Here is a 26,204-nt window from a genome sequence, read left to right as displayed (position 1 = left end):
TTCTGGAGGAATCCATGAATTCCCGGAAAACAGTCGTGACCACCCTGGGCGGCATGATCGCCGCCTCCGTCCTGGCCGCAGCCCCCGCCGCGCCCACCCAGGTCGGGTTCGTCTACGTCAGCCCCGTCGGGGACGCGGGCTGGACCTACCAGCACGACATCGGCCGCAAGGAGATGGAGAAGGCCATGGGCGGCCAGGTCACCACCAAGTTCGTGGAGAACGTCCCCGAGGGCGCCGACGCCGAGCGCGTGGTGCGCGGCCTCGTCACCGGCGGCGCGAAGATCGTCTTCACCACCTCCTTCGGCTACATGAACCCCACCGAGAAGGTCGCCCGGGCCTTCCCCGACCGGTTCTTCTTCCACGCCACCGGCTACAAGACCGGTCCCAACATGGGCATCTACAACGCCCGCTTCTACGAGGGCCGCTTCCTCAACGGCGTCATCGCCGGCAAGATGACCAAGTCGAACATCGCTGGGTACGTCGCGGCCTTCCCCATCCCCGAGGTGATGCAGGGCATCAACGCCTTCACCCAGGGCATGCGCAGCGTCAATCCCAAGGCCGAAGTGCGGGTCATCTGGGTCAATTCCTGGTTCGATCCCGGCAAGGAGCGCGAGGCCGCCCTCACCCTGATCTCCCAGGGCGCCGACATGATCACCCACCACACCGACTCCACCGCCATCGTCCAGGCCGCGGAGGAGAAGCACAAGGAGAACAAGAACGTCTACGCCTTCTCCTACCACTCCGACATGAGCAAGTACGGCCCCACCGCCCAGCTCACCGGCACCACCCACCACTGGGGCGCCTTCTACACCCGCACCGTCAAGGAAGTCCTGGCCGGCACCTGGAAGGGCACCAACGTGTGGGGCGGCTTCAAGGAGGGCATGATCCAGCTGGCCCCCCTCAACAAGGCCATTCCGGCCGACGTGAAGGCCCTCGTCCAGAAGGAGGAGAAGGCCATGGCCGCCGGCAAGTTCCACCCCTTCGCCGGCCCCGTGGTCGCCCAGGACGGGAAGATCAAGGTTCCCAAGGGCAAGACCATGACCGACGCGGAACTGGGCGCCATGGACTACTACGTGCAGGGCGTGGCCTCCACCCTTCCCAAGAAGTAGCCGACGCATCGCCCGCAGCGGGCTCCGGGAGGATTGGCCTCCCGGGGCCCGCTGCGTCATACTTGGCCGTGAAGTTGAGTTTCAGGCTCAGGGGGAGGTGGACGTGATCGGGGCTTCAACCATTCGCAAGGAAGGCCGGGGCAAGGTCATGGGCTCGGCCCGGTACACGGATGACGTGGAGCTGCCCGGTTGCCTGGTTGGGGTGACGGTCCGTTCCCGGTGCGCCCGGGGCATCCTCCGGGGCATCACGTTCGGGGAGGGGGTCCCCTGGGACGCCATCACGGTGGTGACGGCCGCGGACATCCCCGGGAAGAATTTCGTGGCGGGCCACGTGGACGACCAGCCCTTCCTGGTGCCCCTGGGCGGAACCATCGCCCACGCCGAGCAGCCCGTGCTCCTCCTGGCCCATGCGGACCGGGCGGTGGCGGAGAAGGCCCGGCGCCTCGTGCGGCTCGAGGTGGAGGAACTGCCTCCCCTGCTGGACATCGAGGAGGCCCTGGCCTGCGTCCGGGTGATCCACGGCGAGCGCAACATCCTCAAGGAGATCCGCATCGCCAAGGGGGACCCGGACCCGGTGTGGGCGGGGGCCGCCCACGTGGTGGAGGGGGAGTACCGCACCGGCGCCCAGGAGCAGCTCTACCTGGAGCCCAACGCCATGATCGGCACGGTGGAGCGCGGGGCCGAAGGCCTCGAGGTCACCGTCTCCGGATCCCTGCAGTGCCCCTACTACGTGCACGAGGCCCTGAGGCACCTCTTCGGGATCCCCGGCGAACGGGTGCGGGTGGTGGCCCTGGAGATGGGGGGCGCCTTCGGCGGCAAGGAGGACTACCCGTCGGTGATCGCGGGCCACGCGGCGCTGCTGGCCCTCAAGAGCGGCCGGCCCGTGCGGATCGCCTACGACCGCGAGGAGGACATGGCCGCCACCACCAAGCGCCATCCCTCCCGCACCCGCATCCGCTCCGCCTTCGACGGGGAGGGCCGGCTCCTGGCCCTGGACATCGATTTCGCCCTGGACGGCGGCGCCTTCACGACCCTCTCCCCCGTGGTGCTGAGCCGGGGGGCCCTGCACGCCGCGGGCGTCTACGCCTGCCCCGCGGTGCGGATCCTGGCCCGGGCCGTGGCCACCAACACGCCCCCCTGCGGGGCCTTCCGGGGCTTCGGCGCCCCCCAGAGCCTCTTCGCCATCGAGCGCCACATGGACGTGGCCGCGCGCCGCATGGGCATGGACCCCGTGGACCTGCGCCGGATCAACTTCCTGCGCGAGGGCGACACCATGGCCACGGGCCAGGTCATGCGGGAGGACCCGGGGCTGGAGGGCCTCATGGACCGCGCCATGGGCGAGATCCACTACCGGGACCTGCAGAAGGCCTACGCCGTGCGCAACGCCTGGGACGACCCCGTGAAGCGGGGCGTGGGCCTGTCGGTGTTCATGCACGGCTGCGGATTCACCGGGAGCGGCGAGGCCACCATGGCCTCCGTGGCCGGGGTGGAGGGGCTCGAGGACGGCTCGGTGGCGGTGCTGGCGGCCTCCACCGAAATGGGCCAGGGCAAGAACACCGTCTTCTGCCAGATCGTGGCCGAGACCCTGGGGCTGCCGGTGGACATGGTGGACATGGCGGAGGTGGACACGAAGTTCGTGCCCAACAGCGGTCCCACCGTGGCCTCCCGCAGCACCATGGTGGTGGGCCGCATCCTGGAGGACGCCGCCCGGGGGTTGCGCCTGGCCCTGGTGCAGGGCGGGTTCCTGGCGGAGCCCTACGGGCCCGGGGAGTTCCGGGAGGCGGTGCGGAAGGCCCGGCGGAGCCTGGGCTCCCTGAAGGCCTACGGCCAGTACCAGGCCAACCCCGGCTTCGCCTGGGACGACAAGAACTACCGGGGCGACGCATACCCCAACTTCTCCTGGGCCTGCTACGCGGCCGCGGTGGCCGTGGACCTGGCCACCTTCGAGGTGAAGGTGGAGGACTTCGCCACGGTTCAGGAGGTGGGCCGGGTGGTGAACCCGACGCTGGCCACGGGCCAGATCCAGGGCGGCGTGGCCCAGGGCATCGGCTGGGGGCTCTGGGAGGAGGTCACCTTCCGGGAGGGCCGCATGGCCAACAACCAGCTCACCAACTACATCATCCCCACCTCCGCCGACCTGCCCCACATCCGGGTGGCCTTCCTGGAAGGGGGCAGCCCCTTCGGGCCCGGCGGGGCCAAGGGCATCGGGGAGCTGCCCATGGACGGGCCGGCCCCGGCCCTCCTCAACGCCCTGCGGGACGCCCTGGGCGACCTGCGCCTGGACGAGGTCCCCATGACCCCCGAACGGATCCTGAACCGCCTGGAGGAGGCCCGCCATGCCTGACACCATCCTGCTCACCCTCCAGGTCAACGGCGCGCGCCGCACGGTGGAGACCCATCCCATGGCCCGGCTCCTGGACGTCCTGCGCGAGGGCCTGCGGCTCACGGGCACCAAGGAGGGCTGCGGGGAAGGGGAGTGCGGCGCCTGCACCGTCCTGCTCAACGGCAGGGTGGTCAACAGCTGCCTCATCCCGGCCCTGCAGGCCCAGGACGCCGTGGTGGTGACCGTGGAGGGGCTGGCCGGGGGGGAGGCCCTCTCGCCCATCCAGGACGCCTTCCTCACCCACAACGCCGCCCAGTGCGGCTTCTGCACCCCCGGCATGCTCATGGCCGCCGACGACCTGCTGCGCCGCTGCCCCAACCCCGACCGGGAGCAGGTGCGGGAGGGCCTCGCCGGCAACCTGTGCCGCTGCACCGGCTATTCCAAGATCCTGGACGCGGTGCAGGCCGTGGCCCGGCAGGGGGAGGGCAAATGAGGTCCTTCCTCCCCGACTACGCCATCCAGGCCCCCGGCACCCTGGCCGAGGCCCTGGGCATCCTGGCCGCGGAGCCCGGCGCCTGGACGCCCATCGCCGGCGGCACCGACCTGATGGTGCTGTTCAACGCGGGGCGCCTCCCGGGCCGCAGGCTGCTGGACATCTCCCGCATCTACGAGCTGCGGGGCATCGAGGACGATCCCTCGCGGCTCAGCCTGGGTTCCCTGATCACCTATTCCGAGCTGCTGGAGCAGCGCGCGGTGCACCAGTTCTTCCCCAACCTGGTGAAGAGCGCCCGGGCCACGGGGGCCCTGGCCATCCAGAACCGCGGCACCCTGGGCGGCAACATCGTCAACGCCAGCCCCGCCGCCGACACCCCGCCCAGCCTCCTGGCCTACGGCGCCGAGGTGCAGCTGGTTTCCGTGCGGGGCTCCCGGTGGGTGCCCTACGACGCCTTCCACCTGGACTACAAGAAGATGGACCTGGCCCCCGACGAGCTGGTGGCGCGGATCCGCCTGCCCAAGCCCCAGGGCCTGGGCTTCCACTTCTACCGCAAGGTGGGCACCCGGCAGGCCCAGGCCATATCCAAGGTGTGCCTGGCCGCCTATGCCCGCATCGAGGACCGGGTGGTCACGGAATTGAGGGTGGGCCTGGGCTCGGTGGCCCCCGTGCCCCTGCGGGCGCGGCGCGCCGAGGCCGCCGTGGCGGGCCACCCCCTGGAGGCCCTTCCCATCGAGGAGGCCCGCCGCGCGGTGCTGGAGGACATCAGCCCCATCGACGACATCCGCGCCTCCGCCCACTACCGGCGGGTGGTGACGGGGAACGTGCTGGCGCAGATGCTCACCGAGCTGGGCCAGTCCAGGTTCACCCCCGGACATCCTTGAGGGCCGGCGCCACCCGGGGGCTTCCCGCCTTCCGCGCGGCCAAACTCGCCTCCGCGGGCGCCAATGCCGGCCTGGAGCGCAGCGGAGGCTGATAGGCTGGAGGGGTTCCGGACTTCCCCCATGACGCATGACCTCCAGGCCGCCCTCCTGACCTTCGCGCTCGCCCTGGGCGTGCCCGGGGCCGCCCAACCCAGGGAGGCGGGCACCCCCTTCCTGCGCTCCTTCTCCCCCACCGAGGCCGGCGGCTCCCACCCCCAGAACTGGGCCTTCGCCCAGGGCCCCGGGGGGCTCCTGTACGTGGGGAACGGCCTGGGGGTCCTGGAATACGACGGGGTGAAGTGGCGGCTCCTGGAGGCCGGCGGCCCCGTGCGCGCCCTGGCCTGGGGCCCGGACGGCAAGCTCTACGTGGGCGGGGACGGCGGCGAGACCGGGTGCCTGGAACCCGACGGGACCGGGGGCCGGTACGCCTCCTTCGGGAGGCCCCAGGGGCCGTTCACGGCCGTGCGCGGCATCCACGTCCTGCCCCAGGGCACCTTCTTCGCCACCCGGGAAGGCCTCCTGCTCCGGGAGGGAGGCCGGACCACGGCGCTGCTGGTGCCGGGAGGCCTCTGGAAGTCCTTCGCCCCGGGCGGAAAGCTCTACGTGCAGGACCAGGCCGGGGACCTGCTCGCGTGGAGCGGAAGCGGGCTCCGGCCCGTGCCCGGCACCGGAGCCCTCAAGGCCTGCCGCATCGCCTTCATGGTGCCCCTGGAAGGTCCGGAGATGCTCATCGGCACCCGGGACGACGGGCTCTTCCGGTTCGACGGCAGGACCCTGAGGCCCTTCGCCACCGGCGTGGACGCGCAGCTGCGCGCCGGGCAGGTATACGCCGGCACGCGGCTGGTGGACGGCGGCATCGCCGTGGCCAGCGTGAAGGCGGGGGCCTTCCTCCTCGAGGCTTCGGGGGGCCTGCGCTTCCACCTGGACCACGCCTCGGGCCTGCGGGACGACACGGTCTACCAGGTGTTCCAGGATTCCCAGTGGGGGGTCTGGCTGGGCCTGAACAACGGCCTGGCCCGCATGGAATGGCCGGCCGTGACGAGCTTCGGCGAACGCGACGGGCTGCGGAGCTTCCCCTGGGCCATGGCCCGCCACAAGGGGGTGCTGTACGCCGCCACGGGCCAGGGGATCGCCTACCTGGACCCCGCGGGCCCCGCGCCGCGGTTCCGGGACGTGCCGGGCATCCAGGGCCAGTGCCTCGCCCTGGCGGAAGCGGGGGACGACCTGCTGGCGGTGTGCAGCCAGCGGGGGATCCTGGAGGTGCGCGGGGGAAGGGCGAGGGTGATCGCCCCGGGGATCCGGTTCCCGGCCTGCATCCTGACCTCCCGCGTCGATCCCGCGCGGGTCTTCATCGGCTCCCCGGAAGGCATCGGCTCCCTGCGGAGGCGGGCCGGGGGCTGGGTGGAGGAGGGTCTGGTGCCCGGGACCCGGGAGGACATCTTCGCCATGGCGGAACCCCGGCCCGGCGTGGTGTGGGCCTCCAGCCGCTCCCGGGGCCTGATGCGCGCGGCGTTCCCGGCCGGCGGCGGCGCCCCGGCCCTCTCCCGTTTCGGCACCGCCCAGGGGCTGCCGGAGGAGGCCTACCTCCGGGTCTCGGACGTGGAGGGCAGGCTCCTGGTGGGAACCTCCCGGGGCGTCTACGTGCTGGACGCGGACGGGGAGCGGTTCGTGCCGGACCGGGCCCTGGGCGCCCTCTTCCCCGAGGGGCCCAGGGCCGTGGAATTCCTCCGTCCCGGCCCCGGCGGCCGCATCTGGATGCAGACCACGGACCGGGAGCGCAACATCCGGGAGGCCGGCGCCGCCGTTCCCGACGGCCGCGGCGGCTTCCGATGGGAGGCGGGCCCCTTCCGGACCTTCGCCGGCGCCGATCTGGCCGAGATCCACCCCGACGCCGACGGGGTGGTGTGGTTCTCGGGGCCGGACGGCCTCTTCCGCCACGATCCCGGGGTCGTCACCTCCCCCCGGGAGGGACTGCGGGTGTGCCTTCGCCAGGTGCAGGGGGGCGACGGCGGCATCCTGGCCGGGACCGCGCCCCGGGTCCCGTACCGGAACCATTCCCTGCGCTTCACCTTCGCCTTGCCCAGCTTCGACCGGGAATCCGCCAACCGCTACCAGGTCCGCCTGGAGGGCCTCGAGGAGGACTGGTCCCCCTGGACCGCGGTGCCGTTCAAGGAATACACGAACCTCTCCGAAGGCAGCTACCGGTTCCGGGTGCGGGCCCGGGACGTCTATGGGCGGATGGTGCCCGAGGCGACCTTCGACTTCCGGGTGCTGCCCCCGTGGTTCCGCACCTGGTGGGCCTACGCCGGGTTCCTGGGGGCGGCCGCCCTGGCGCTGCACCTGGCCCTGCGGGCCCGCACCCGGTACCTTCGCCGCCAGAACCAGGCCCTGTCCCGGACCGTGGAGGCCCACACCGCCGAACTGGTGCTGCGCAACCAGGAACTCCACGGCCTCAACGCCCTGCTGAGCGACCTGAACGAGCAGAAGAACCAGCTGTTCGCCATCGCCTCCCACGACCTGCGCAATCCCCTCAATTCCATCGTCCTCTCCTCGGAACTCCTGGAGGAGGAACCGGACCCCGCCCAGGTGCGGGAGATCTCCCGGCGGATCCGCGCCGAGGGCATGCGCATGAGCGATCTGCTGGGGCGGTTCCTGGACTACGCGGCCATCGAGGGCGGCACCGTGAAGGCGGAGCCCGAGCCCTTCCCCCTGGCGGTGCTCACGGCCTTCGCCGCCGCGCGCTTCGGCCCCATCGCCGGGCACAAGGGGATCGTGCTGCGGGTGGAGCCGCCCGCGGACCACGAGGCCTTCGCCGACCTGCGGTTCACCAAGGGGATCCTGGAGAACCTCCTGTCCAACGCCATCAAGTTCTCCCGGCCCGGCACCACCGTGACCCTGCGGGCCGAGGCCGACGGCCCGGGCGCCCTCCTCACCGTGCAGGACCAGGGCCCCGGTTTCACCCCGGAGGACCTGGAAAAGGTCTTCCGGCGCTTCACGCCCCTCAGCGCCCGCCCCACCGGCGGCGAGCATTCCTCGGGCCTGGGCCTCTCCATCGTCAAGCACATGGCCGACGCCATGGGGGCCCGGCTGGAGCTGGAAAGCCGCCCCGGCCAGGGGACGTCCTTCCGGGTCTTCCTGCCCGGCCCCGGCGGGGCCTGAGTCCCGAACCCCCGGGCCCCTGGCGCCACTCAGGGGCAGGGGGCGCGCATGAACCCGCGGATCGTGGCATTGCTCATGGCCTTCCTGGTGATGGGCTTCGGGGACCTGCGGGGGAGCTTCCTGGGCATCTCCCGGGAGGTGTTCGGCATCTCGGCGGCCCAGGGGGCGCTGATCCCCATGGCCGGCGCCTCGGCCTTCGCCCTGTGCGCCCTGCCCGTGGGGCTGCTGGCCACCCGCCGGGGCAAACGGTTCGTCCTCCAGGCCGGGCTCCTGCTGACGGCCGCCGCCCATGCCCTGCCGTGGTTCGTCCTTTCGCGGTACGAGCACCTCCTGGCCGCCATCTTCCTCATCGGCGCGGGGATGACCTTCCTGCTGGTGTCGGGCAACCCGCTGCTGCGGGATGTGACCGAACCCGCCCGCTATTCCCGGAACCTCACCTTCGCCCAGTTCTTCAAGAGCCTGGGCTCCATCGCGGGCCCCTCCCTGGTGCCCCTGGTGGTGGTCCTGGGGCTCACCTGGAAGGGCGTCTTCCCGGTGTTCGCCCTGGCGTCCCTGGCGGTGTGGGCGGTGGTCACCTGGGTCCCCTTCCCGGAAACGCCCGCGGAGCGCCCCGCCTCCCTCAAGGGGATGCTGGCCCTGCTGGGGACGCCCCCCCTGCGCGGGAAGATCCTGGGCATCTTCCTCTTTTCGGGCTCGGAAATGGGCATGAACAACTTCCTGGCCAGCCACCTGTGGCTCACCTTCGGCATGGATATCCAGAAGGAGGCCATCACCTGGGGGCAGGGGCTCTTCTGGGTGAGCCAGGGGGCGGGCCGGCTCCTGGGGACCCTGGCCCTGGGCTACCTGTCCACCCGGTCCTTCCTGCGGGTGTGCTCGGTGGGCTCCCTCCTGGGCCTGGGGGGCCTGATCCTGGGCTCCCGGGAGGTGGCCATCGCCTCCGTGGTGCTGTGCGGCCTGGCCTTCTCCAACGTGTGGCCCTGCCTGTTCGCCCTGACCCTGGAGGCCCGCCCGGACCGGTCCTCGGAGATCGGGGGCCTGGCGGTCATGGCCAATGTGGGCGGGGCCTTCCTGCCGCTGCTCATGGGGGCCGTCACGGACCACAGCGCGGTGCGCTGGGCCTTCCTGGTGCCCCTGGGGGCCCTGGCCTACGTGGCGGGTCTGGCCCGGCTCAGGTGCGGAACGTCCTGATGCGCTCCAGGAGCCTGTCCGCGGATTCGGACTGGTGGCGGGCGGTCTCGGCCACCAGGCCCACGGTGCCGTTGAGGGCCTCGGCCGCCCGGGTGTCCTCCCCCAGGCGCTGGATGACCCGGTGGGTGCGGTCGGCCACCTGGCGGCCGGTCTCGGCCTGGGCCTTGAGGGCCGCGTCCAGGTCCCGGATGTGCCCGGCCATGGCCTCCGTCTGGCCCCCGATGCGGCCCAGGGCGGCGACGATGCCGGCCACGGTGGATTCGCCCTCGGTGACGGTGGTGTCGCTCTCCTCGATGAGGCCCGCGATCTCCTTGGCGGCCGCGCTGGAGCGCTCCGCCAGCTTGCGCACCTCCTCGGCCACCACCGCGAAGCCCTTGCCCTGGGCCCCGGCCTTGGCGGCCTCGATGGCGGCGTTGAGGCTCAGGAGGTTGGTCTGGCGGGCGATGTCCTGGATGATGCGCACGGCCGAAGCCATCTTCCCGAAGGCGCTCCGGATGCCCGCCATGGCCTCGGAGGTCTCCCGCCCGTGCAAGGAGCCCTGGCCCGCGGCCTCCAGGGTGGCCAGGGCCTGCCCCCGGGCCTCCGCCAGGCCCTCGGCCATCCCCTCCAGGGCGCGGGAAAGGCCGCCGATGGCCTGGGAAACCTCCTCGGCGTCCTGGCGTCCGGCCCTCATGCCCTGGGAGAGTTCCAGGGTCTCCCGGGCCATGGAGCCCGCGCTGGCCTGGAGGGTCGAAGCCTCCTCGTCCAGCCGGGCGGCCACCGCCCCCAGGTCCTTCACGAGCCCGCCGAAGGCCCCCACGGCCTGGTTGAAGGCCGCGGCCACCCGGCTCAGGTCGCCGGTGGAGGTGGCGGCGGCGCTCACCCGGAGATCCCCCCGGGACAGGCCTTCCATCTGCTCCGTGAGGTTGCCGGCCAGGGTCCGCACGGGGCTGAGCACCCGCTTGGCGAAGATCACCCCGTTGGCCAGGGCCACCAGGGTGGCGATGCCCGTGAACAGGGCGATGCGGTTCCGGATGGAGGCGTACTCCCGCTGCACGTCATCGATGTAGACCCCGTTCCCCACCATCCAGCCCCAGGGGGCGAAGGCCTTCACGTACGAGATCTTGGGCACGGGCAGCGTCTCCCCCTGCCGGGGCCACAGGTAGGGCACGAACCCGCCCCCCCGGGCCCTGCACACCGCCACCATCTCGTTGAAGAGGAACTTGCCCGAGGGGTCCTTGCTCTGGCTGAGGTCCTTCCCGTCCAGTTCCGGCTTGTAGGGGTGCATGACCATGCGGGGGGTGAGGTCGTTGATCCAGAAGTACTCCTCCTTGTTGTAGCGCAGGGTCCGGATGACGGATACCGCCTGGGCCTTGGCCTGGTCCACCGTGAGTTCCCCCCGCCGGGCCCGGGCGTCGAATTCCTGGAGGATCCCGAAGACGCTTTCCACCGCCACCCGGGTGGCGTTCTCCCGGTCCTCGGTGACCTGCCGCTCAACCGTTGGAAGGACCAGGAAGGCCGTCACCAGGATGAGCGGGAGCAGGGACAGCGTCACCACCAGGACGGTCTGGCCGAACAGGTTGAGCCTGGCGCTGGGTCGTGGGGGCATGGGGACTCCGATCCCCTGCCACAACGGCAGATTGGCCAGGAATGTTTAGTACTGTTGGAGATACAGCGCTCGGTTGTTCGCTCGGGGCCCGGTAGATCCAGTCGAAGGCCGCCGGAATGGCCAGGAGCACCCCCCCCAGGTGGGAGATGCCCTCCCCGGGCGCGCCCAGGCTCCGGAACGTGAGCAGGGCCCCGGGTTCCCCCCCGGCGCCGCGGATGGCGGCCCCCAGGGCGCCCATGGCCCGCTTCGTGTTCTCCACCGGCACATCCCGGTCGTCGGGACTCTGGCAGAAGAGGATGGGCCGGGTGGGCGTCCAGCCCACCGCCACATCGTTCTCCTCCAGGATCCCCTTCAGGGGACCCGAGGCGAAGGCCGGGTCGTCCAGCTCCCGCGCCACCCAGTCCGGGTTGAGCAGATCCCGGAGGACCACGCCCCCGGGGGCGCGGCCCATGCGGGCGGCGATGCGGCAGTCCGCCTCCATGCCGTCCGTGAATCCGTTGGACCACTGCAGGATATTGCCGTCCTCCCGGGAGTCGAGCAGGCGTTTGCACAGGGTTTCCAGGGGATCCAGGATGCGCCCGTAGATCGCGTGGTAGCCCAGGAGCACGTAGGGAATGAAGAAGGGGTGGTTGAAGGGCCGGTTCCGGGCCAGGATCTGGCGGCGGGTGGTGCCGGAGATGTCGAAGGGCCCCGCCATGCAGGCCGACCCCGCGAGCTGGAACCCGGCGTCGCCCCCGTAGGCCTCCCGGTGGGTCTCCATCTCCCGGGCTGCGGCCAGGGAGGCGTAGCCCCCCTCGGAATAGCCCAGGAGGAAGACGCGCCCGTCCCACTGGTAGGCGCTGGCGGCCACGTAGGGATCCTCCGCGAAGCGGTCCCGGATGGCCGGAATGGCGTCCACGATGGCATAGGCCAGGGACCTGCCGTGGCAGTAGGGATGGAAGGAGGTCCCGTCCCCGCCCATGCCCGGCTGGTCCGGCATGGCCACCGCGAACCCGTAGTAAGCGGCCGCGGCCGCCCCGAAGACCCACTCGTGGCCCCCGAATTGCGACGGCACGCCGTCCTTGAGAAGGGAGGTGCCGTGGCTGTAGATGACGATGGGCATGCGCCGGCCGCCCCGCATGCGCCAGGCGGGGGGGAAGAACACGCGGCCGCTCTGGTGGGTGGGCTGGCAGCGCTGGCGCCCGCCGTCGTCCAGGAGGGGCCGGCCCAGGTCATCGTAGAGGGGCTTCCGGGACCCGTAGCTGAGCGGGGAGGAATGCACCACCCAGTCCGGCATCCGGGGACCGGTCCATTGTTCGATGAATTCGGCGCAGGCCACGAAGGTGGACCAGCAGGCCGGATCGCCGGGCCGGGTGGGGAGCAGGGTTTCGGGGGGCTTGGCGGCCGGGGCGGGCCCCAGGATGGCCAGGGCGAGGCCCAGGGCCTTGAAAAGGCGTTTCATGTGCGGAAGGCTCCGTTCGATAGGGGTTTGAAAAGGGTGGGGCAGGGACCGGGCCCATGGGGGCCCGGCCACGATTGTTACCACCCGGCCCCGCCCGTGTCGATCCCCAACCCGCAAGGAATCGCCCTTGACCGCGGGAATTGGGAGTAGGCTTCCTCAACCTTCCGGAGGCGCCCATGCGCAGATCCCCCCTGTTCCTTGCCCTGGCCGCCCTGCCCGTGCTGGCGGGCCAGCCTCTCCTCTACCAGGACGGCGCCACCCGTCTGTCGGGTTACCTGGCGAAGCCCACTTCCCTGAAGGGCAAGGCGCCCGGCATCATCGTCATCCACCAATGGATGGGCCTCACGGACCACGAGCGCCGCACCGCCGACGACCTGGCCAAGCTGGGCTACGTGGCCCTGGCGGCGGATATCTTCGGGGAGGGGGCCGCGCCCAGGGATACCCGGGAGGCGGGGGTCCTGGCCGGGAAGTACAAGGGGGACCGCGCGCTCTACCGGCGCCGGATCCAGGCCGCCCTGGACACCCTGAAGGCCCAGGCGTCCGTGGACCCCGGGCGGCTTGCGGTCATCGGCTTCTGCTTCGGGGGCACCGGCGCCCTGGAGGCCGCCCGCGCCGGGATGCCCGTGAGGGGCGTCGTGTCCTTCCACGGGGGCCTGGACATCCCCGCCGACCGCCCCGTGGAGCCCATCGCGGCCAAGGTCCTGGTGTGCCACGGCGCCGACGACCCCTTCGTGCCGGCCAAGGACGTGGCGGCCTTCCACGAGGAGATGCGCAAGGCCAAGGCGGACTACACCTTCATCGCCTACGGCGGGGCCGTCCACGCCTTCACCCAGAAGGAGGCCGGAAACGACCCGTCCAAGGGAGCGGCCTACCAGGAGCTGGCGGCCCGGCGAAGCTGGCAGCATATGAAGGTCTTTTTTAGTGAGTTGTTCGACCGTCCTTGAAAAAATGAAGCTGCTAACTGGATGATGACATCCTTAATTAATCGTCCAATCATCGTCCATGCCTTGCTTTTCATGAAAAAAATGAATTTCATTTATTGAAACCTGCGCCTTGTGCGGGCCTCCGTTCTGAGTAGACTGGCTTCACCCGATCCCCCCCCACCCCAAGGGAATTGCGATGATCCAGTTCTACCCAGCGGCAATGATAGTGGCGATCGCCTTCGCCCTGGCCTATTTCCGGGCGGGCCTGGCGCCCTGGACGGTCCTGGCGGGCGGGGTGCTGGCGGCGTGGCAGGTCCGCACGGGGGTGCCCCCGGCGGTGTGGGCGGCCTTCGCCGCGGCCGCCCTGGCCCTGAACCTGCCCCCCCTGCGCAAGGCCCTGGTCATGGGGCCCCTCCTGGCCGTCTTCAAGGGCAAGCTCCCGCCCCTGTCCCGCACGGAGCGGGAGGCCCTGGAGGCCGGCACGGTGGGCTGGGACGGGGAGCTCTTCAGCGGGCGGCCGGCTTGGGGGAAGCTCCTGGCCCAGCCCGCCCCCCGCCTCACCGCCGAGGAGCAGGCCTTCCTGGACGGGCCCGTGGAGGAACTGTGCGGGATGCTGGACGACTGGCGGATCGTGGAGGAGCTCAAGGACCTGCCCCCCGGGGTGTGGGCCTTCCTCAAGGAGAAGGGCTTCTTCGGCATGATCATCCCGCGGAAGTACGGAGGGCTGGGCTTCTCGGCCCTGGCCCACTCCCAGGTGATCCTCAAGCTTGCCGGCCGCAGCGCCGCGGCGGTGGTGACGGTCATGGTGCCCAATTCCCTGGGGCCCGCGGAGCTCCTGAACCACTACGGCACCGAGGCCCAGAAGGACCACTTCCTGCCCCGCCTGGCCCGGGGGGCCGAGCTTCCCTGCTTCGCCCTCACCTCCCCCGAGGCCGGCAGCGACGCCGCCTCCATCCCCGACACCGGCGTGGTGTGCCGGGGGGTCTTCGAGGGCCGGGACATCGTGGGCCTCCGACTGAACTGGGACAAGCGCTACATCACCCTGGGCCCCGTGGCCACGCTCCTGGGCCTCGCCTTCCGGCTCACGGACCCCGACGGGCTCCTGCCCGAGGGCGGCGAGGGCATCACCCTGGCCCTCATCCCCACCTCCACCCCCGGGGTGACCATCGGCACCCGCCACGATCCCATGGGGATCCCCTTCCAGGTGGGGCCCAACCAGGGGCGGGACGTCTTCATCCCCCTCGACTGGATCATCGGGGGCGCGGCCCAGGCGGGCCGGGGATGGAAGATGCTCATGGAATGCCTGGCCGCGGGCCGCTCCCTGTCCCTGCCGGCCCTCTCCACCGGGTGCGGCAAGTTCGCGGCCCTGGTGGCGGGCGCCTACGCCCGGGTGCGCAAGCAGTTCCGCCTGCCCATCGGCAGGTTCGAGGGCATCGAGGAGCCCCTGGCCCGCATCGCCGCCGGCGCCTACGTCATGGACGCCGCCCGCACCATGACCTGCGGCGCCCTGGACCAGGGCGAGCGGCCCTCGGTCATCTCGGCCATCGTGAAGTACCAGTGCACGGAGCGCAGCCGCCGCATCACCTGCGACGCCATGGACGTGCTGGGGGGCAGCGGCATCTGCCTGGGGCCCCGCAACCTCCTGGGGCGGGCCCACCAGGCCATCCCCATCGGCATCACCGTGGAGGGGGCGAACATCCTCACCCGGACCCTCATCATCTTCGGCCAGGGGGTCATCCGCTGCCATCCCCACGTGCTGGCCGAGATGCGCTCCCTGGGCCAGGCGGACGCCCTGGGCGAGTTCGACCGGCACATGGGGGCCCACGTGGCCTTCACCCTTTCCGTGGCGGCCCGGGCCCTGTTCCACGGCCTCACGGGCGGCCTGCTGGTCCCCGTCCCCGGGGGACCCGCCCGGCGCTTCTACCAGCGGGCCACCCGGTATTCCGCGGCCTTCGCCCTCACCTCGGACCTGGCCCTCCTCACCCTGGGCGGGGGCCTCAAGCGCCGGGAGAAACTGGCGGGCCGCTGCGCCGATATCCTCAGCAACCTGTACCTGATCTCGGCCTGTCTCAAGCAGTTCGAGGACCGGGGGCGGCCGGAGGGGGAATGGCCCCTCCTGCGCTGGGCCTGCGAGGACGGCTTCCAGAAGATCGAGGAGGCCTTCGACGGCGTGTTCCGGAACCTGCCCAACCGGCCAGCGGCCTGGATGCTCCGCGCCTTCACCTTCCCCACCGGCCGCCACTGCAAGGGGCCCAGCGATCACCTGGGCCACCGCCTGGCGGAAATCCTGCTGGAGCCCTCGGCCGTGCGGGACCGCCTCACCTCCGGCGCCTTCGTGCCCATGGATCCCCGGGAGCCGGTGGGCCGTCTGGAGGACGCCCTGCGCAAGGTCATCGCCGCCGAACCGGTGGAGAAGAAGCTCTGGGCCGCGGTGGCCCGGGGCGCCCTGGCCGCGGGGCCCGAGGACCGCATGGTGGCGGATGGCGTCCAGGCCGGCATCCTCACGGGCCCCGAGGGGCAGACCCTCCGCCGGGCCCTGGACGCACGACGGGAAGCCATCCGGGTGGACGACTTCACCCGGATCGGCCAGCCCAAGGCGTGACCATGGGCGCCTACCCCCCGGGGAGACCCGTGCACATCGTGGACGGGGCCCGCACCCCCTTCCTGAAGGCCCGGGGGATCCCCGGCCCCTTCGGGGCCTCGGATCTGGCGGTGGCGGCGGGCAAGGCCCTCCTGGCCCGCCAGACCTTCGGGCCCGGGGACCTGGACGAGGTCATCCTGGGGTGCATCCTGCCCGGCGCCCACGAGGCCAACATCGCCCGCCTGGTGGCCCTGCGCCTGGGGTGCGGGAAGGCGGTGCCGGCCTGGACCGTGCAACGGAACTGCGGTTCGGGCATGCAGGCCATCGATGCCGCCGCCCTGGACATCGCCTGCGGCCGGGCGGACCTGGTCCTGGCGGGGGGCACGGAAGCCATGAGCCGGTCCCCGGTGCTGGTGGGGGACGGGATGGTGCGGATCCTGGCGGACCTGGCCCGGGCCCGCGGCCCCTGGGCCAAGGCGAAGGTGGCGGCCCGGCTGCGGCCGGCCCACTTCAGGCCCGTTTCCGGCCTGGCCCTGCTCCTCACGGATCCCCTCAGCGGTCTGAGCATGGGGCAGACGGCGGAACTCCTGGCCACCCGCTTCGGCCTCACCCGGGAGCGCATGGACGCCTTCGCCCTGGAAAGCCACCGCCGCCTGGCCCGGGCCCAGGACGGGGGCCGCCTGGAGGAACTGGCCCCCCTGGCCGGCGACGACGGGATCCTCCGGGACCGGGACGAGGGCCTGCGGCGGGATGCGGACCCGGCGGGTCTCGCCCGTCTCAAGCCCGCCTTCCAGGCCCCCCACGGCCGGGTCACCGCCGGCAACAGCGCCCAGATCTCCGATGGCGCCGCCTGCCTCCTGCTGGCCAGCGAACCGGCCATGCGCCGCCACGGCCTCACCAGCCTGGGGCGCATCGTGGACGGCCACTGGGCCGCTCTGGAACCCAGCCAGATGGGCCTGGGTCCCGTGCACGCCATGGCCCCCCTCCTCCGGCGCCGGGGCCTGGGCACCGGGGATGTGGATTTCTGGGAGATCAACGAGGCCTTCGCCGCCCAGGTGCTGGCCTGCCAGGAAGCCTGGGCGGACGAACCCTACTGCCGCGAAGAACTGGGCACCCCCCCCTTCGCCCCCATCGACCCGGAGCGCCTGAACGTGGACGGCGGCGGCATCGCCCTGGGCCATCCCGTGGGCTGCAGCGGCGCCCGCATCGTCCTCCACCTCCTCCACGTCCTCCGCCGCACCGGCGCCCGCAGGGGCATGGCCAGCCTCTGCATCGGAGGCGGCCAGGGAGGGGCCCTGCTCCTGGAGCGGGACTGATCCGCCCGCGTCCCGGCCCTGTTCGGGACTGATTCGCCCGTGTCCCGGCCCTGTTCGGGACTGATTCGCCCGTGTCCCAGACCCGCGTCAGGGATTCGCTGACGCAGGCAAGCTGCGTCAGCGCAAAGCTCACGCCACGGGGTTGAGCGGGAGTGTTGCCACACTCCGGCTTCGACGGACAACCCGTCCAAGCTGCGGCGCCCGGGCCCCCCGGATGGGCCTATGCCCCGGCGACCCGCTCCAAGTGTTCCGGGTTGGCCCTGGTTCCGCGCCGACGCTGGTTTCCAAGCGGCTTCACATGAAGTGATCAACGTCGGCGCGACCCGTTCCCCACTCCCTGAAACTTGAAGCGGGCCCCCCGGACCTAGGCCCCTCCGGGGAGCCCCCTGCTCCAGATGCCCGCAACTCCGATCGAAGCCGGAGCGTGCCAACACTCCCGCTCAACCCCGTGGCCTGAGCTTTGCGCTGACGCAGCTTGCCTGCGTCAGCGAATCCCTGACGATGGGCCGGGACATGTACGATGAACGCGACCTAGATCCGGTTCGCCGAAGTCAGGTGCCAGGTGCCGTCGAGGCCCTGGAAGGCGACGAACTCCCAGTCCATGGTCCCTTCCTCGTCCAGGACCTTGGCCTGGAGCTTGACGTTGAGGCCGGCCACCACCTGGGTGTAGGCGCGGGTCACGTCCAGGAGGGTCATGCCGGGGAGCTTCTGCTGGAGGAAATCCTTGGCCTCCCGCACCTGGGGCTGGTCCACGGGGGTGGGCCGGTAGTCGCCCACGAGGATGGGGTCCGAGCCCGGCTGGGGGGCGGGCCGGGCGGGGGATTGGGCCGCCAGGGTGAGGCTGGGGCAGAGAAGGATGGCCAGAACAAACCTGTTCACGGGGGACTCCGATGGAATTGGGATTAATTATTCTTTGTCGTGATTGAAGTTGTGACTCAATCCACAGATCAAGTTTGGAGACTTTATTGATGTTGTCAATAGGTCGATAAATCAGTTTGTTGGTAACACCAAAGGAGCGAACGGGGGTAAATGGAGGGATCCGTGGCTGGAACTGCCGATTTCTTTCAGTGAATTGGGATGGATAATGATGTTTCCACTTCCAATTGCGATGGCGTCCAGGACGTATTGTTTGATCGCACCATCATCCGCTTGGTCCATGGGGGGGCCCACGTGCTGGTCCACAAGCTGGACCGAGATGCCCGGGCTGGATAGGAATTCCACGCAGGCCACATATTCGCCGTAGAAGCCGAAGCTGTCCCGGAGCAGGAAATCCTGGTAGAGGTAGCCCCCAACCCGGTTGAAAACCAGGAGGAAACGGCCCTGGGGGGGCAGCACCACCTGCTCCCCGGTCTTCGCGAGCTGGGCCCGGACCCGTCCCGTGAACTTGTCCACGAGGGTCAGGGATCCCCGGCCGGGCTTGGCCCCCTCGGCCAGGGCGAGCGTCCAGGGCCGGCCCGAGCGGTTCAGGAGCTCCAGGCGGTCCTGGGCGTGGAGCCCGGGGGCCAGGGCCATAAGGAGCGGGAAAAGGCGGATGGAGGGCCGCATGCTCAACGGGCGGACGAGGCCACGGGGACTCCCTGGCGGGGCGAGGGGGATTCGGGCGGAGCGTTGCCCGGGGGCGCCCCGCCGGGGGCATGCCCTGAATTATGTATTAACTATTTATTTGGACAAGGGGGCCGGGGGCGTTTGCCGGGTGAGCAGCCCGAAGAAGGCCAGGGGTGCGTCCGAATCGTTCACCAGGCCGTGGGAGTGCCCCGCCTTCAGGATGAAGAGGTCCCCCGGGCCCACGGGGAACCGCTCCCCGTCCAGGATCCCGGTGCCCCGGCCCTCCAGGATCAGGTAGAGCTCGTCGGTGTTGGGGTGGGGGTGCTCGCCGATGCTGGAGCCGGGCTCCAGCACCGTGCGGCCCGCGCTCAGGACGCCGTCCATGGCGCCCATGCCGAAATAGTCGCCGCTCAGGGCCGGCCCCGACCCGCCGCGGATGGCGAGCCGGGGCTCCATGGAAAGGTCCGAACATCTGCGGATCATGCGTTCTCCCGTGGCCTGGAGTATAGCGTCCTCAGGGCCTGGAGAACCTCGCCCGGAAGGCGGCGTCCCGCAGGAGCTCGGGGAAGAAGGGGCGCAGGGGCGCGGCGCCGGTGTTGTCCACGGAGGCGGCGGTGGCGGCGAAGACCTTCACGTTCCGGTCCCGGGGCAGGGTCAGGGTCGTGACGCCCTCGGGGATCTCCACCGCGGTGGCGAACATGTAGCTGTACTCGTACACCCGGTCCTCCCCCTTGGCGTGGAGGTGCGAGGCCCACCAGGCGGGCCGGCCCGGGGCCAGGAAGGCGGGGTCCACCCGCAGCAGGGGGTTGTCCACGCTGTAGGTCTTTTCGGAAACCTCGCCGTCGAAGACCCGGTTGTCCCAGGAGCCCAGGTAGCCCGTCCAGGCCGGCACCTGGACGGTGGTGGCGGCGGGGCCCGCGGTGAACACGGCGCGGGCCCCGGTCCCGGAGGCGGCCACCAGGAGGTGCACCCGGCGCGTGCCCGCGGGCAGGGCGAGCACCTGGCCGTCGCTGGCCACGGCGTTGAGGCTGCGGGGGGCGCGGGGACCCATGCGGAAGGTGACGCCCGCGGCCTGGACGGTGTCCTCGATCATCTCGGCGGGGTAGCCCGTGAAGGCGCCGTCCATGGCGCCGTCGTCGCGGTGGCCGTCGTCGGTGAAGGCCTGCAGGTTGAAGGGCAGGTCCAGGGGCGTGGAGGCGGGGGCGGCCAGGGCCGCCGGGGCCTCCAGGCGCAGACCCAGGGTGCGCAGCTGGTAGGGGCCGAAGGCCAGCTGGAGGCCGCCATCCTTCACGGCGACCGCCCCCAGGGGGCGCTCCAGGCCGTCCAGCTCCCGGGCCCCGCGCACGGGGCCGGCGGCCTTCAGGGCCACCTTCGCGGCGGCGCCGTCCAGCTCCTGGAGGCGCACGACGATGCCCTCCCCGTCTTCGGCGCGCTTCACGGCCTGGATGGCCACCTGGGCCCCGGAAACCTGGAGGAGGCTGAAGGTCCGGCCCAGGGGCCCGGCGTGGGCCTCGGCCTGGAAGGCCTCCAGGGGCCGGTCCTGGCGCTGGGCCAGCCAGGGGCTGCCGGCCTTGCGCCAGTCCCCCCTGTGGCCGGCGATGCCGTAGGTGAAGACGTGGCGGCCCCAGTCCTGCCACCGCTGCTCCCGGTAGTCCTTGCCGACTCCCGGAGTGTACAGCAGGGTGAGGCGCAGGGTGTGGTCATCGGGCTTGTCGCTGCCGTACTTGGCGCCGGTGAGTACGGTGACGCCGTAGTCGCCCTTGGTGTCCGTGAGATCCATCCATCCGTGGGTGGGCACCTCGAACTTCCGGGGCTCGTTGTTGCCCCGGGAGACGGTGCCCAGGTCCCAGTTGTACGTGGCCTGGGGATTGGAGACCGCCAGGGGCAGGTCCGCCTTGAGGGAGCTCTCCGAGGACTTCCAGTCCACGAGGTTGGCCACCTCCACCCGGTCCCCGCCCTGGGTGAGGCTGTAGGTCTGCTGGAAGCGCGAGCCCTCGGATTCCCGCTCCACCCGGAGGGACACCCTCACCGGGCCGTCCTCGACGATCTCGATGCGCGCGGGGCCCGACACGAAGGCCCGGGCCGGCTTCTGGCGGTCGGTCCAGTCCATGTTCCAGGCCGGCCACCGCGAGGGCTTCTCGTGCTGGAAGGCCAGGCGCCCGGGACCCGAAAGAAGTTCGCGCCGCGCGGCCTTGTCGTAGATGCCACCCAGGTCCCCCGAGTCCAGCAGGGTCACGCGGTACCGGGCGTTCTCAAGGACCCGGGCCGAAACGGAGAGTTCCCTGCCCGCGGGGGCCGGCCCGGCCTGGAGGCCGAAGACCGCGAAGCCCACGGAGGGCACCTGGGCCCGGAAGATCACGTGGGCCCTGCCGTCGGGTCCCACCGTGAGCTGGGTGGGCAGCCTGCGCCCGGCGCCGTCCGTGGCCACCAGGCTTCCGGCCTTGGCCAGGGCCTCGGGCACCAGGGCGTCCACCACGTCCTCCCGGGCGATGCCCAGGGGATTGAAGACCACCACCGGGGTTCCCGCCACCCGCGTGTCCAGGCCGCGGGTGACGGCGGCGACGCCGTCCTCCAGGCTCCCCTGGAAGGCCTTGGCCGCCAGGAGCTCGTCGTTCCAGGCGTACTCGTAGCTCCGGGGCAGGCAGGTGCCGGGCAGGATGTCGTGGAATTCGTTGCGCAGCATGAGGCCCCAGGCCTTTTCCAGGGTGGCGGCGGGGTACGGCGCCGCGCCCAGGAGGTGGGCCGCGGTGGAGGCCTTTTCCGCGGCGTCCGCGAGCAGCTCGTTGCGCCGGTTCAGGTGCTTCATGAAGGCCTGGGAGGTGAGGGAGCCCGCGGAGTGCTCGATTAGGAGGAGGTCCCCGCGGTAGCCGGGGAGCTTGGCCTTCTGGGCCGGGGTGATGGCGTCGAACATCAGGTCCGCGCGGCCCGCCAGGACCTTCACGGGGCCCTTGGCCCTGAGGCCCGCCCAGAGGGTGGCCAGGGAATCCGGGAAGGGGGACCCGCCCTCGTCCCCGTTGCCGTTGTAGAGGTAGTCCACCTTCAGGCCCGAGGCGGCGCCGTTGGCGTCCAGACGCTTCACCCAGGCCTCCCCGTCCAGGGGCGCGGTGAGGTGCGCGTCATAGGTGCCGGCGTTCAGCGCGGCCACCACGGAATTCCCGTCGGGCCCCTCCCACCGGCCCACGTTGAAGGGGATGCCGTTGGCGGAATGCCAGGTGAGCTTCTGGGTCGAGAAGCCCTTGAGGCCGCAGTGGGCCAGGATGGAGGGCAGGGAGGCCGGGAACCCGAAGCAGTCCGGAAGCATGAAGTCCGAGCTTTCGGTGCCGAATTCGCGCTTGAAGAAGGAATGGCCCACCAGGAGCTGGCGGATGACGGATTCGGAGGCGGGGACGTTCACGTCCGATTCCTCCCAGGCATTGGAGGAGGGCCACCACTGGCCCTTGGCCACGTAGGCCTTGAGGCGCGCGTACTCGGCCGGGTAGTACTCCTTGATGAGCTGGTAGCGTCCGGCGCCGGACCAGTTGAAGACGTATTCCGGATGCTCTTCCATGATGCGGAAGTTGTCGTAGAGGGTGTTGCGGAGCATCTCCTTGACCACCAGGGGATAGGCCCACCGCCACTGGGTGTCCAGGTGGGAGTAGTTGGCCACGAAGAGGGTCCGGTCCTTCTCGAGGTCGGGCGCCGCGGCGAGGAGGGAGGCCAGGGAGGTGGTGAGGGAGGCGGCGAGGAGGGTTCTGCGCATGGGGGGTCCTGTCAGATGGGGGTGATGACCTGGTGGCCGAGGAGCGTGAGGATTTCCTGGGAGGATGGGGCGGCGCGCAGGGCGTCGCGGAAGGCGGGGTCCATGAGCTTGCGGGCGAGGCGCGCGAAGATGCGCAGGTGCTCCTGGCCGCCGTCCCCGGCGGGGGTGGCCAGGAACAGGAGGCAGTCCACGGGAAGCCCGTCCAGGGAGCCCCACGGGACGGGCTCGGCCAGGCGCAGCACCGCCAGGGAGGGGATCTCCACCGCGGTGGATTTGCAATGGGGCACGGCGAAACCGAAGCCCACGCCCGTGGCGTAGGTGAGTTCCCGCTCCCAGGCGGCCTCCTCCAGGGCCAGGGGGTCCCGGGCCCGGCCGAGGGCCGCCACGCGCTCGGCCAGGAGCTTGATGGCCTCCTCCTTGCTGGCGCAGGAGGCCCGGGGCTCGATGAGGTCCAGGGTGACCAGCTCGGCGGTCCGGCCCTGCCCGGCGCCTTCCCTCAGCAGGGCCTCCACGGCGTCGGCGTCCTCCGAGGCCAGGGCCCGCTCCGCCAGGTCCCGGCACCGGGCCGAGTCCAGGCGCGCCAGGGCCCGGCGCGCCTCCGGCAGGAGGGCCGGTGCCAGGCTCAGGGTCCGGAAGCCCAGGCCCACCAGGAGGGGCAGCAGCCCGGGCCGGCCCGCCATCTCCCCGCAGAGGCTCAGGGGGCGCCCGGAGGCCTGGGCGACGATGCGCGCCAGCACCCGGAGGGTCGCCGGGTGCCAGTCGTGGGAAGCCCTGGCGACCCGGGCGTCCCCGCGGTCCGCGGCGAACAGGTACTGCACCAGGTCGTTGGTTCCCACGCAAAGGAAGTCCGCCTCCCGCGCCAGGGCCTCCAGGTTCAGGGCTGCGGCGGGCACCTCCACCATGATGCCCAGGGGCAGGGGGGCCTCCGCCGCCTCGGCCATCAGGGCGCGCACCGCGCGGATCTCCGCGGCCTCGGCCACCATGGGGATCATGAGGCGCAGGTCCCCGTGGGCCGAGGCCCGGGCCGCGGCGCGCAGCTGGGTCCGCACCAGGTCGGGGTGCAGCGCGTACCACCGCACCCCGCGGCGCCCCAGGTACGGGTTCGCCTCCGGGGGCAGGGGCAGGTAGGGCAGGGGCTTGTCGCCGCCCACATCCAGGAGCCGGAGCACCACGGGCCTTCCCGCGGCGGCTTCCAGGACCTGGCGGTAGGCCTGGTACTGCTCCTCCTCCCCGGGGGCGGAATCCCGGTCCAGGAAAAGCATCTCGGAACGGAAGAGGCCGATGCCCTCCGCTCCGCAGGCGAAGGCGGGCCCGGCTTCTCCGGCGCCCAGGATGTTGGCCTGGAGCCCGATGGGCACCCCGTCGGAGGTGAGGCCGGCGCCCGGGGCCGGAAGCCGGGAGCGTTCCCGCGCCTGGATCCCGTAGTAGGCCTCCAGGGCCGCGGGGGGATCCGGCACCACCAGGCCCCGGTCGCCGTCCACGGTGACCCGCTGCCCCGGGGCCAGGGCGGGGCCCCCGGCGCCGGCCACGCAGGGGATGCCGAAATTGCGCGCCAGGATGGCGGTGTGGGAGGTGGCCGCGCCCTCGGCAAGCACCAGGCCCCGCACCAGGCGGCGGTCCAGGGCCAGGAGCCGGGAGGGGGTGAGGTCGTGGGCCACCACCACGCAGGGGCCCGGCAGTTCCAGGACGCCGGGCGCGGCGGCGCCGAGTTCGGCCAGGAGCCGGTCCCCCAGGTCCTGCACGTCCAGGGCCCGCTCCCGCAGGTAGGGGCTGCCGGAGGCCAGGAGCCGGGCCCGGGCCCACCGCGCGCCCCGGTACACGGCAGCGGGGGCGCCCTGGGCCAGGCCCTCCTCCATGACGGCGATCCATTCCGCGTCCTGGAGCATGGCGGCCTGGGCCTCCAGCACCGCGGCGCGGGCGGGGTCGCCGGGCAGGGCCGCGCCGGCGCGCAGGGCCTCCAGCACCCGGGCCAGGGCCCCGTGCAGGTCCCGGGAGGCCGCCGCCGGATCCGCGCAGGGCGCCCCCTGGATGGCCGTCCTGGGGGGCCGGTCCAGCACCGCCGGGCCCGTGCCCACGCCGGGGGCCACGGGGAGGCCCTGGTGGAAGGCGCAGCCGGCCCCGTCGAGGATGCGGCGGAGGGCGATGCCGGCCCGGGGCGATTCCCGGGGCGGCTCCCCGGGGGCGTCGCAGGCCAGGAAGGCCCCCTGGAGGAAGTCCGCCAGGTCCGCCCGGGCCAACTCCGCGCCGGGGCCCTCGGCCAGGATCCGGCAGGGGTCCCGGTGGCGGGTGTCGGTGGCCAGCAGGCCCAGCAGATTGCCCAGGGGGGCCCGGGCTCCGGTGCGGTCGTTGATGAACACGCAACGGGCGTCGAAGGCCAGGGCCCGGTCCCGGAGCGCGGCCGCGGGCCGCGCGTGGAGCCCTCCGGGGAGGGGGAAGGCGAAGACTGTTTCCCGGGTCATGGGAGCCGGCCGAAGATCTCGGCCGGATTCCGGATGGCCTGCTGCACCGGCACCTCCAGGATCCGGGGGACGCCGTCGAAGCGTTCGCGCCCGGTCACGGGGATGTCCGCGGCGAGGATGAGGGCGTCGGCGCCCGCGATATCGTCTTCCGTGAGGCGGTTCTCCACGCCCATGGCGCCCTGGGTCTCCACCTTGACCTGGTGCCCCAGCTGGGCACCCGCCCGTTCCAGGCATTCGGCGGCCATGTACGTGTGGGCGATGCCCGTGGGGCAGGCGGTGATGGCGATGATCTTCATTTGGCCTCCTTGGGCCCGCCGGCCCGGACGATATTCATGGCGACGGCCACGGCGAGGGTGCCCGCGAGGATCGCGGCCAGGTACCACAGGCGGTGGTCCACCACGGGCATGACGATGAGCCCCCCGTGGGGGGCGTGGTCCCCCACGCCGCCCAGCATGGCCAGGACCGCCCCCAGGGCGGAGCCGCCCATGATGACGGGGATGACCCGCAGGGGGTCGGCGGCCGCGAAGGGGATGGCGCCCTCGGTGATGCCGATGGCGCCCATGGCCAGGGCGGCCAGGCCCGATTCCCGCTCCTGGGCGCTCCAGCGGGAGGGGGCCAGCAGCGTGGCCAGGCCCAGGCCCAGGGGGGGGATGCAGATGGCCGCGGCGCAGGCGCCCATGACGGCCACGTTGCCCTCCTTGATCATGGCCACCCCGAAGAAGAACGCCGTCTTGTTCACGGGTCCGCCCATGTCGAAGGCGATCATGGCCCCCAGCACCAGCCCCAGGAACACCTGGTTCCCGCTTCCCAGGCCCCGCAGGGCCTGGCCCATGGCGCCCATGAGGTCCCGGATGGGCGCGCCCAGGAGGCCGTACATCAGCAGGCCCACCGCCACCGAGGAAAGCACCGGGATCACCAGGATGGGCATGATGGGCCGCAGGAGGCGGTTCACGGGGATGCGCTTGAGGAGCATCACGGCGCCCCCGGCCAGCAGCCCCGAAATGATGCCCCCCAGGAACCCGGCGCCCACGGTGTTGGCCACGAAGCCGCCCACGAATCCGGGGACCAGGCCCGGGCGGTCCGTCATGCCGAAGGCGATGTAGCCCGAGAGCACGGGCACCACCAGGGTGAACGCCGCCGAGCCGATGTCCAGGAGCACCTTGAGCGCCGGGGCGTGGCTGAAGTCCGGCCCGAGGCCGGGCCGCATGGGGGCAAGCGCGATGGAGAAGGCGATGAGGATGCCGCCGCAGGCCACGAAGGGAATGACGTGCGATACCCCGCAAAGCAGGTACTGCTTGAGGTGCTTCAGGACATCGCGCATGGCCGCTCCGGGGGGACAAGGTGAGCATAGGGATCCGGCAACACCCCGCATAGCCGCACTTCTGGCAGACTGTTTGCACTTTCTGACACAGGACCC

Annotated in this window: 18 protein-coding genes; 9 read left to right on the top strand and 9 right to left on the bottom strand. The window is 71.7% G+C overall.

What is annotated here, in order from left to right:
- Positions 1-14: 14 nt before the first annotated feature.
- From R2J76_RS16400 to R2J76_RS16375, 6 genes are all read left to right on the top strand, one after another.
- Positions 15-1,109 (top strand): BMP family ABC transporter substrate-binding protein, encoded by a 1,095-nt coding sequence (locus tag R2J76_RS16400; protein ID WP_316412716.1) that lies wholly within the window; start codon positions 15-17, stop codon positions 1,107-1,109.
- A 103-nt stretch (positions 1,110-1,212) separates the two neighbouring features.
- On the top strand, positions 1,213-3,453 hold the full coding sequence (locus tag R2J76_RS16395) for a xanthine dehydrogenase family protein molybdopterin-binding subunit (protein ID WP_316412715.1): 2,241 nt from the start codon (positions 1,213-1,215) through the stop codon (positions 3,451-3,453).
- Positions 3,446-3,925, top strand: a complete 480-nt coding sequence (locus tag R2J76_RS16390) for a (2Fe-2S)-binding protein (protein WP_316412714.1) — start codon at positions 3,446-3,448, stop codon at positions 3,923-3,925. The genes R2J76_RS16395 and R2J76_RS16390 overlap by 8 nt, the downstream gene beginning before the upstream one ends.
- Positions 3,922-4,809 (top strand): FAD binding domain-containing protein, encoded by an 888-nt coding sequence (locus R2J76_RS16385; RefSeq protein ID WP_316412713.1) that lies wholly within the window; start codon positions 3,922-3,924, stop codon positions 4,807-4,809. The genes R2J76_RS16390 and R2J76_RS16385 overlap by 4 nt, the downstream gene beginning before the upstream one ends.
- Positions 4,810-4,929: 120 nt before the next feature.
- Positions 4,930-8,007: a sensor histidine kinase gene (locus R2J76_RS16380; protein ID WP_316412712.1), complete on the top strand. Its 3,078-nt coding sequence runs from the start codon at positions 4,930-4,932 to the stop codon at positions 8,005-8,007.
- Positions 8,008-8,055: 48 nt separating this feature from the next.
- Positions 8,056-9,195: an MFS transporter gene (locus R2J76_RS16375; RefSeq protein WP_316412711.1), complete on the top strand. Its 1,140-nt coding sequence runs from the start codon at positions 8,056-8,058 to the stop codon at positions 9,193-9,195.
- Here R2J76_RS16375 and R2J76_RS16370 read toward each other — a convergent pair.
- Both R2J76_RS16370 and R2J76_RS16365 read right to left on the bottom strand, forming a co-directional pair.
- Positions 9,176-10,783 carry a cache domain-containing protein gene (locus R2J76_RS16370; protein ID WP_316412710.1) on the bottom strand — a complete coding sequence of 536 codons (1,608 nt, stop codon included), beginning with the start codon at positions 10,781-10,783 and terminating at the stop codon, positions 9,176-9,178. The two genes, R2J76_RS16375 and R2J76_RS16370, sit on opposite strands and share 20 nt — an antisense overlap.
- Positions 10,668-12,224, bottom strand: coding sequence for a lipase family protein (locus tag R2J76_RS16365; protein WP_316412709.1), 1,557 nt, complete (start codon positions 12,222-12,224; stop codon positions 10,668-10,670). Before R2J76_RS16365 ends, R2J76_RS16370 begins: the two co-directional genes overlap by 116 nt.
- Positions 12,225-12,400: 176 nt before the next feature.
- Here R2J76_RS16365 and R2J76_RS16360 point away from each other — a divergent pair, with 176 nt between their 5' ends.
- The 3 genes from R2J76_RS16360 to R2J76_RS16350 all read left to right on the top strand — a co-directional run bounded on the left by R2J76_RS16360 (position 12,401) and on the right by R2J76_RS16350 (position 17,044).
- On the top strand, positions 12,401-13,168 hold the full coding sequence (locus R2J76_RS16360) for a dienelactone hydrolase family protein (protein ID WP_316412708.1): 768 nt from the start codon (positions 12,401-12,403) through the stop codon (positions 13,166-13,168).
- A 199-nt stretch (positions 13,169-13,367) separates the two neighbouring features.
- A complete protein-coding gene (locus R2J76_RS16355) occupies positions 13,368-15,749 on the top strand; it encodes an acyl-CoA dehydrogenase (RefSeq protein ID WP_394366763.1) in 2,382 nt (793 codons plus the stop codon).
- A 2-nt stretch (positions 15,750-15,751) separates the two neighbouring features.
- Positions 15,752-17,044 carry an acetyl-CoA C-acetyltransferase gene (locus R2J76_RS16350; protein WP_316412706.1) on the top strand — a complete coding sequence of 431 codons (1,293 nt, stop codon included), beginning with the start codon at positions 15,752-15,754 and terminating at the stop codon, positions 17,042-17,044.
- A 531-nt stretch (positions 17,045-17,575) separates the two neighbouring features.
- Here R2J76_RS16350 and R2J76_RS16345 read toward each other — a convergent pair.
- The 7 genes from R2J76_RS16345 to R2J76_RS16315 form a co-directional block, all read right to left on the bottom strand.
- Positions 17,576-17,923, bottom strand: a complete 348-nt coding sequence (locus R2J76_RS16345; RefSeq protein WP_316412705.1) for a hypothetical protein — start codon at positions 17,921-17,923, stop codon at positions 17,576-17,578.
- 111 nt (positions 17,924-18,034) lie between these two features.
- On the bottom strand, positions 18,035-18,589 hold the full coding sequence (locus tag R2J76_RS16340) for a hypothetical protein (protein WP_316412704.1): 555 nt from the start codon (positions 18,587-18,589) through the stop codon (positions 18,035-18,037).
- Between the two features lie 114 nt (positions 18,590-18,703).
- A complete protein-coding gene (locus R2J76_RS16335; protein ID WP_316412703.1) occupies positions 18,704-19,072 on the bottom strand; it encodes a cupin domain-containing protein in 369 nt (122 codons plus the stop codon).
- Between the two features lie 31 nt (positions 19,073-19,103).
- A complete protein-coding gene (locus tag R2J76_RS16330) occupies positions 19,104-22,328 on the bottom strand; it encodes a glycoside hydrolase family 38 N-terminal domain-containing protein (RefSeq protein ID WP_316412702.1) in 3,225 nt (1,074 codons plus the stop codon).
- Positions 22,329-22,339: 11 nt separating this feature from the next.
- Positions 22,340-24,787 (bottom strand): phosphoenolpyruvate--protein phosphotransferase, encoded by a 2,448-nt coding sequence (ptsP, locus tag R2J76_RS16325; RefSeq protein WP_316412701.1) that lies wholly within the window; start codon positions 24,785-24,787, stop codon positions 22,340-22,342.
- On the bottom strand, positions 24,784-25,083 hold the full coding sequence (locus tag R2J76_RS16320; protein ID WP_316412700.1) for a PTS fructose transporter subunit IIB: 300 nt from the start codon (positions 25,081-25,083) through the stop codon (positions 24,784-24,786). Before R2J76_RS16320 ends, ptsP begins: the two co-directional genes overlap by 4 nt.
- Complete coding sequence (locus tag R2J76_RS16315; protein WP_316412699.1) at positions 25,080-26,108, bottom strand: PTS fructose transporter subunit IIC; 1,029 nt, start codon at positions 26,106-26,108, stop codon at positions 25,080-25,082. The genes R2J76_RS16320 and R2J76_RS16315 overlap by 4 nt, the downstream gene beginning before the upstream one ends.
- Between the last annotated feature and the right edge of the window lie 96 nt (positions 26,109-26,204).

The sequence above is a fragment of the Mesoterricola silvestris genome, from assembly GCF_030295405.1.
GTDB classification, from domain to species: Bacteria; Acidobacteriota; Holophagae; order Holophagales; family Holophagaceae; genus Mesoterricola; species Mesoterricola silvestris.
Note: the sequence above shows the minus strand (reverse complement) of the source record. Positions and strands in the feature narration are given on the sequence as shown.

What these genes read in the sequence shown, in the direction of transcription:
- R2J76_RS16400 (WP_316412716.1), top strand. Translation starts at nt 15, where the DNA reads ATGAATTCCCGGAAAACAGTCGTGACCACCCTGGGCGGCATGATCGCC.
- R2J76_RS16390 (WP_316412714.1), top strand. Translation starts at nt 3,446, where the DNA reads ATGCCTGACACCATCCTGCTCACCCTCCAGGTCAACGGCGCGCGCCGC.
- R2J76_RS16385 (WP_316412713.1), top strand. Translation starts at nt 3,922, where the DNA reads ATGAGGTCCTTCCTCCCCGACTACGCCATCCAGGCCCCCGGCACCCTG.
- R2J76_RS16380 (WP_316412712.1), top strand. Translation starts at nt 4,930, where the DNA reads ATGACGCATGACCTCCAGGCCGCCCTCCTGACCTTCGCGCTCGCCCTG.
- R2J76_RS16375 (WP_316412711.1), top strand. Translation starts at nt 8,056, where the DNA reads ATGAACCCGCGGATCGTGGCATTGCTCATGGCCTTCCTGGTGATGGGC.
- R2J76_RS16370 (WP_316412710.1), bottom strand. Translation starts at nt 10,783, where the DNA reads ATGCCCCCACGACCCAGCGCCAGGCTCAACCTGTTCGGCCAGACCGTC.
- R2J76_RS16365 (WP_316412709.1), bottom strand. Translation starts at nt 12,224, where the DNA reads ATGAAACGCCTTTTCAAGGCCCTGGGCCTCGCCCTGGCCATCCTGGGG.
- R2J76_RS16360 (WP_316412708.1), top strand. Translation starts at nt 12,401, where the DNA reads ATGCGCAGATCCCCCCTGTTCCTTGCCCTGGCCGCCCTGCCCGTGCTG.
- R2J76_RS16355 (WP_394366763.1), top strand. Translation starts at nt 13,368, where the DNA reads ATGATAGTGGCGATCGCCTTCGCCCTGGCCTATTTCCGGGCGGGCCTG.
- R2J76_RS16350 (WP_316412706.1), top strand. Translation starts at nt 15,752, where the DNA reads ATGGGCGCCTACCCCCCGGGGAGACCCGTGCACATCGTGGACGGGGCC.
- R2J76_RS16340 (WP_316412704.1), bottom strand. Translation starts at nt 18,589, where the DNA reads ATGCGGCCCTCCATCCGCCTTTTCCCGCTCCTTATGGCCCTGGCCCCC.
- R2J76_RS16335 (WP_316412703.1), bottom strand. Translation starts at nt 19,072, where the DNA reads ATGATCCGCAGATGTTCGGACCTTTCCATGGAGCCCCGGCTCGCCATC.
- R2J76_RS16330 (WP_316412702.1), bottom strand. Translation starts at nt 22,328, where the DNA reads ATGCGCAGAACCCTCCTCGCCGCCTCCCTCACCACCTCCCTGGCCTCC.
- ptsP (WP_316412701.1), bottom strand. Translation starts at nt 24,787, where the DNA reads ATGACCCGGGAAACAGTCTTCGCCTTCCCCCTCCCCGGAGGGCTCCAC.
- R2J76_RS16320 (WP_316412700.1), bottom strand. Translation starts at nt 25,083, where the DNA reads ATGAAGATCATCGCCATCACCGCCTGCCCCACGGGCATCGCCCACACG.
- R2J76_RS16315 (WP_316412699.1), bottom strand. Translation starts at nt 26,108, where the DNA reads ATGCGCGATGTCCTGAAGCACCTCAAGCAGTACCTGCTTTGCGGGGTA.